The sequence below is a fragment of the Embleya sp. NPDC059213 genome (assembly GCF_042754445.1).
In the GTDB taxonomy this organism is placed as follows: domain Bacteria; phylum Actinomycetota; class Actinomycetes; order Streptomycetales; family Streptomycetaceae; genus Embleya.
The window spans coordinates 1-7,038 of record NZ_JBHZAV010000308.1 but is presented as its reverse complement, the minus strand read 5'-3'; the positions used below and the strand labels follow the sequence as shown (position 1 = coordinate 7,038).

Below are 7,038 nucleotides of genomic sequence, written 5' to 3'. Positions count from 1 at the left end.
GGCCCGGCGGTGACCGTGGACACGGCCTGCTCCTCGTCGCTGGTGGCCCTGCACCTGGCCGGCCAGGCGCTGCGCAGCGGCGAATGCTCGATGGCGCTGGTCGGTGGTGTGACGGTGATGTCGACGCCCGAGGTGTTCGTCGAATTCAGCCGCCAGCGTGGGCTGTCGCCGGACGGTCGGTGCAAGGCGTTCTCGTCCGCGGCCGACGGGACCGGCTGGTCCGAGGGTGTCGGTGTGCTGCTGGTGGAACGGCTCTCCGACGCCCGGCGCAACGGCCACCGGGTGCTGGCTACGGTGCGGGGCACGGCGGTCAACCAGGACGGCGCGAGCAACGGTCTGACCGCGCCCAACGGTCCGTCGCAGCAGCGGGTCATCGGCCAGGCGCTCGCCAATGCGGGCCTGAGCAGCCGGGACGTGGACGCGGTGGAGGCGCACGGTACCGGTACGACCTTGGGCGACCCGATCGAGGCCCAGGCGCTGATCGCGACCTACGGCCGGGACCGCTTCGATGAACAGCCGTTGTATCTGGGGTCGTTGAAGTCGAATATCGGTCATGCGCAGGCCGCGGCGGGTGTCGCGGGTGTGATCAAGATGGTCATGGCGATGCGTGCGGGTGTACTGCCGCGGACGCTGCATGTGGACGAGCCGTCGCCGCACGTGGATTGGGCGGCGGGTGCGGTCGAGTTGTTGACCGAGGCCCGCGAGTGGCCGCAGACGGGTCGTCCGCGCCGGGCCGGCGTGTCGTCCTTCGGCGCCAGCGGCACCAACGCACACGTCGTACTGGAGCACGCGCCCACAGCGGCGCCGGTGTCCGAACCCGACGTGACGAACACCCCCGCCATTGCCCGGCAGTTCGTGGTGTCTGCCCGCTCGGACGGCGCGTTGCGGGCACAGGCGCGGCGATTGGCCGACTTCGTGGCCGAGCATCCCGAGATCGAGCCGGCCGCGCTGGCATCCGCGCTGGCCGTGTCCCGGTCGGCGCTGGAGCATCGCGGCGTCGTATCGGCCGGGGACCGCGCCGAGTTGATGTCCGGTCTCGTGGCGCTGAGCACCGGCGAGGCCGTACCGGGTGTCGTCTCGGGGACCGCGTTGCCGGTCGGTCGGCCGGTGTTGGTGTTCCCTGGTCAGGGTTCGCAGTGGTTGGGGATGGCTGCGGGGTTGTTGGGTTCGTCGCCGGTGTTCGCGGGGCGGGTTGCGGAGTGTGAGGCGGCTCTTGCGCCGTTTGTGGACTGGTCGTTGGTGTCGGTGTTGCGGTCGGGGTCGGAGGAGTGGCTCGACCGGGTGGATGTGGTGCAGCCGGTGTTGTGGGCGGTGATGGTGTCCCTGGCGGAGTTGTGGGCTTCGTTCGGGGTCGAGCCGGGTGCGGTGGTGGGGCATTCGCAGGGTGAGATCGCTGCGGCGTGTGTGGCCGGGGCGTTGTCGTTGCAGGATGCGGCGAAGGTTGTGGCGTTGCGGAGCCGGGCGATTCTGGCGCTGGCCGGTTCGGGTGGGATGGCGTCGGTCGGTGTGCCGGTGGATCGGGTGCGGGAGCTGATCGCGGGGTTCGAGGGTCGGGTGTCGGTGGCGGCGGTGAACGGTCCGGCGTCGGTGACGGTGGCGGGTGAGCCCGCCGCGCTGGACGAGTTGCTTGCCGACTGTGACGCGCGGGATGTGTGGGCGCGTCGGGTGCCGGTGGATTATGCGTCGCATTCGGTGCAGGTGGAGTCGATTCGGGAGCGGTTGCTTGCGGAACTGGGCGACCTCGAACCGATGGCGCCGGCGGTCCCGTTCTACTCGGCGGTGACGGCGGAGCGGGTGGAGGGCGCCGCCCTGGACGCGGAGTACTGGTACAGCAACCTGCGCGAGACCGTGCGGTTCGAGGAGACGGTGCGGCTGCTGCTCGCGCAGGGCTTCGACGCCTTCATCGAGACCAGCGCACACCCCGTCCTGACCACCGCGCTCACGGACACGATCGAGTCCGCCGACACGCAGGCCGTGGTCCTGGGCACCCTGCGCCGGGGCGAGGGTGGACCGGAGCGCTTCGCCACCGCCTTGGCGGAGGCGTACGTCGGCGGTCTCGCCGTGGACTGGTCCCTGCGGTCGGGCGATCATCACGATCACGATCACGACCGCGAATCGGCGCTCGTGGATCTGCCGACCTATGCCTTCCAGCACGAGCGCTATTGGCTGGAACGTACGGCGTCCGCCGGTGACGCGCGCGGGTTCGGCTTGACCGGGGCGGACCACCCGCTGCTCGGCGCGGCGATGCAACTCGGCGGCGGCCAGGGCGCGGTACTCACCGGTCGAATCTCGCTCCGGTCGCACCCCTGGTTGCGCGATCACGCGGTGGCCGGGACGGTACTGCTGCCCGGAACCGCGTTCGTGGAGCTGGTGGTTCGGGCCGGCGACGAGGTCGGCTGCGGTCGCATCGCCGAACTCGCGCTGGAAGCACCGCTGGTGATTCCCGAGCGTGGGGCCGTGCAGATCCAGGTGTTCGTCGATGCCCCCGACGACGACGGACAGTGCGGTGTGTCCGTGTACGGGCGCACCCAGAGCGGCGGAGACGGCGGGGCCCGGGACGACGTGTGGGTCCGCCATGCCTCCGGTGTGCTGGCGCCGTCCGTTGTCGAAGCCGTGCCGGAACTCGGGAGCTGGCCGCCCGCGGGCGCGCGACCCGTGGCCCTGGACGGCTTCTACACCGAACTGGCCGCCACGGGATACGGCTACGGCCCGGCGTTCCAGGGCCTGCGTGCCGCCTGGCGGGTGGGCAAGGATGTGTACGCCGAGGTGGCGCTGCCCACCGAACAGGTGCGGGACGCCGAGCGATTCGGCTTGCACCCGGCTCTGCTGGACGCCGCGCTGCACGCCGCCGGCCACAGCGGGCTGGCCCCGGCGGAGCCCGGCACGGTCCGCTTGCCCTTCGTGTGGACGGACGCCGCCCTGTACGCGACCGGTGCCACCGCGCTGCGGGTGCGGTTGTCCGTCACCGGCACGGACACGCTCGCGGTGCTCGCGGCCGACTCCGCCGGACGGCCGGTGTTCGCCGCGCGGGGCCTGACCGTGCGCGCGATGGCGCCGGACCGGCTCGACCTCGGGCGCGACCCCGCCCACGACTCGCTCTTCCTGCTCGATTGGATCCCGGTCGAACCGGCGGAGACCACGACGGGTACGTGGGCCGTCCTCGGGACGGCCGCGTCGGGCCTGGCCGCAGGGCTGCGGGCGCGGAACCTCGACGCCGAGGCATACGCCGAACTGGCCGCGGTCGGTGAGCGCGAAGGCGCCGTTCCGGACGTGGTCGCACTGACCTGCCTCCCTCCGACCGACATCGTGGCCGACGCTCCCGCGACGGCGGACCTGGTCGTGGCGACACTCACGGGTGTCCTCGACCTGGTCCGGACGTGGCTCGCCGACGGGCGCTTCGCCGTCTCCCGGCTGGTGGTCGTGACGCGCGGTGCCGTCCGAACGGCCGACGGGTCCGATGGCGCGGATCTCGCCCACGCGCCCCTCTGGGGACTGCTGCGCAGTGCGCAGAGCGAACACCCGGACCGCTTCGTGCTCGTCGATCTCGATCCCGACGACCCGTCCTTCGCGGCGCTCCCAGGCGCCCTGTCCTGCGGGGAACCGCAGGTCGCGGTGCGCGACGGCGCCCTGTTGGCGCCACGGCTGGCCCGGGTCGAGTCGGGCGCGGGCCTGGTGCCCCCGCCCACCGGAGCCTGGCGCCTGGAGACGGCTCGGGCGGGTGCCCTGTCGGACCTGGCCCTGCTGCCCGCACCGGCGGCGGAACGGCCGTTGGGACCGGTCGACGTGCGCATCGCCGTGCACGCGGCCGGGGTCAACTTCCGTGACGTGCTGATCGGTCACGGCATGGTGCCCAATCAGAGCGGCATGGGCAGCGAAGGCGCCGGTGTGGTCACCGAGGTCGGACCGGAGGTGTCCGGACTCGCGGTCGGCGACCGGGTGTTCGGGATGTTCCGGGATGCCTTCGGCCCGATCGCCGTGGCCGACGGCCGGATGGCGGCGCCGATGCCGGTCGGTTGGTCGTTCGAGCAGGCGGCGTCGGTGCCGGTGGTGTTCCTGACGGCGTATTACGGGCTGGCGGAGTTGGGTGGTCTGCGGCCGGGTGAGTCGGTGCTGGTGCATGCGGGTGCCGGCGGTGTGGGGATGGCGGCGGTGCAGATCGCGCGTCATCTGGGTGCGGAGGTGTTCGCGACGGCGAGTGTCGGCAAGTGGGGCACGTTGCGGTCGTTGGGTCTGGACGATGCGCATATCGCGGATTCGCGTTCGCTCGATTTCGAGGAGCGGTTCCGTGCGGCCACGGCGGGTCGTGGTGTGGATGTGGTGTTGAACTCGCTTGCAGGCGAGTTCGTGGACGCGTCGTTGCGGTTGTTGGCCGATGGCGGTCGGTTGTTGGAGATGGGCAAGACCGACATCCGGGATGCGGAGGCGGTGCAGGCGGCCCATCCGGGTGTCTCGTATCAGGCGTACGACCTGTTGGAGGCGGGTCCGGAGCGCATCGGGGCGTTGCTCGGCGACCTGTTGGGCCTGTTCGAATCGGGTGCGCTCGCGCCGATCGTGGTGCGGTCGTTCGATGTGCGGCGGGCGCCGGAGGCGTTCCGGTTCATGGCGCAGGCCAGGCACGTGGGCAAGTTGGTGTTGCGGATGCCGAAGCCGCTCGACCGGGACGGTACGGTCCTGATCACGGGCGGGACCGGCACGCTCGGCGCTTTGGTGGCCCGCCATCTGGTCGCCGAACACGGCGTACGCAGCCTGGTGTTGATCAGTCGCAGCGGCACGGGAGCCGCCGGCGCGGCCGAGTTGTCGGCCGAACTCACCGCCCTCGGGGCGCGGATCGCGGTCGAGGCGTGTGATGCGGCGGATCGCGAGGCTCTGGCCGGTGTGTTGGCGCGGATTCCCGCGGGTGCACCGCTGACCGGTGTCGTGCATGCGACCGGGGTCCTGGACGACGGCCTGATCGAGTCGATGACCCCCGAGCAACTGGAACGTGTACTGCGGTCCAAGGTCGACGGTGCGATCAACCTGCACGAACTGACCGCCGACCACGACCTCTCCGCCTTCGTACTCTTCTCCTCCCTGGCCGGCGTGCTCGGCAATGTCGGCCAGTCGGGCTACGCGGCGGCCAACACCTTCCTGGACGCCCTCGCACGCCGGCGGCACGCCGACGGCCTCCCCGCGACTTCCGTGTCGTGGGGTCTGTGGGCCGACGCGAGCGGCATGACCGGGCACCTCGGCCGGCAGGACCTGGCCCGGATGCGCCGCTCCGGCATCGCGGCGATGACCGCCGAGCAGGGCCTCGGCCTGCTCGACGCGGCCCTGAACATCGACGAACCACACATCGTCGCCGCCCGGTTGGAGCACACCGCGCTTCGCACCCAGGCCGCGGCCGGTTCGCTGCCGAGGCTCCTCCGGGGTCTGGTCCGCACCCGCGAGGTGCGCCGTGCTGTCGAGACCACCGCCGTCGGGCAGCACAACCCGCTGGCCCGCGAGCTGGCGAACGTCACGACGGCCGAGCAGACCCGCATCCTGGTCGACCTGGTACGCGCGAACGTCGCCGCGGTCCTGGGCCACGGCTCCACCGAAGCGGCGGACGCCGAACGCGCGTTCAAGGATCTCGGCTTCGACTCGCTCACCTCCGTCGAGTTGCGCAACCGCCTCAACACGGCCACCGGCCTGCGGTTGCCCACCACGCTGGTGTTCGACCACCCGACCCCGCTCGCGCTCGCCGGATTCCTCCGTGCCGAACTGCTCGGTACCGCCGGGGCCGAGGTCGCCGCGATCCCGGTCGACCGACCCGCGGTGGACAACGAGGCCATCGCGATCGTCGGCATGGCCTGCCGGTTCCCGGGCGGTGTCGGCTCGCCGGAGGACCTGTGGCGGCTGGTGGCCGAGGGCCGCGACGCGATCGGCGACTTCCCCACCGACCGCGGCTGGGACCTGGACGGCCTGTACGACCCCGACCCCGGCCGACACGGCAAGAGCTATGTGCGCTCGGGCGGATTCCTGGACGACGTCGCCGACTTCGACGCCGAGTTCTTCGGGATCTCGCCGCGCGAGGCACTGGCGATGGATCCGCAGCAAAGGCTCCTGATGGAGTCCTCGTGGGAGGCGATCGAGCGGGCCGGCATCGACCCGGCCACGCTGCGCGGCAGCCGCACCGGCGTGTTCTTCGGCATGCTCGCCAAGGACTACGCCGCGCGCCTGGACCGTACTCCCGAAGACGTCGAGGGCTACCTCGGCACCGGCAACGCCAGCAGCGTCGGCTCCGGCCGGGTCGCCTACACCTTCGGCCTGGAAGGGCCGGCGGTGAGCGTCGACACCGCGTGCTCGTCCTCGCTGGTGAGTCTGCATCTGGCGGTGCAGGCGCTGCGTGGCGACGAGTGCTCGATGGCACTGGTCGGTGGTGTCAGCGTGATGCCGACGCCCGGCCTGTTCGTCGAGTTCAGTCGCCAACGCGGCCTCGCGACGGACGGCCGCAGCAAGGCGTTCTCCGCGACGGCGGACGGCACGAGTTGGTCCGAGGGCGTCGGCGTGCTGCTGGTGGAACGGCTCTCGGACGCGGAGCGCAATGGTCACCGGGTGCTGGCCGTGGTGCGCGGCAGCGCGATCAACCAGGACGGTGCGAGCAACGGCCTGGCCGCGCCCAGCGGTCCGTCGCAGCAGCGGGTGATCCGGCAGGCGTTGGCGAACGGTCGGTTGAGTGCGCAGGACGTGGATGCCGTCGAGGCGCACGGGACCGGAACGACGCTCGGCGACCCGATCGAGGCCCAGGCGATCATCGCCACCTACGGACAGGGCCGCGACCCCGAACTGCCGCTGTGGCTCGGCTCGCTCAAGTCGAACCTCGGCCACGGGCAGGCGGTTTCCGGCGTCGCCGGGGTGATCAAGACGGTCATGGCCCTGCGCGCGGGCCTGCTGCCCAAGACGCTGCATGTGACCGAACCGACCCCGCATGTGGACTGGACGGCGGGCGACGTGCGCTTGCTGACCGAGGCGCGGGAGTGGCCGGACACGGGTCGGCCGCGGCGAGCGGGTGTCTCTTCG

The 7,038-nt window shown here is 71.8% G+C and carries 1 protein-coding gene; it reads left to right on the top strand.

Annotated features, from left to right (window positions below; all coding sequences use genetic code 11):
• Window positions 1-7,038 (top strand): SDR family NAD(P)-dependent oxidoreductase (locus ACFXMF_RS45850; protein ID WP_380021235.1); only part of this gene is annotated, 7,038 nt, incomplete at both ends.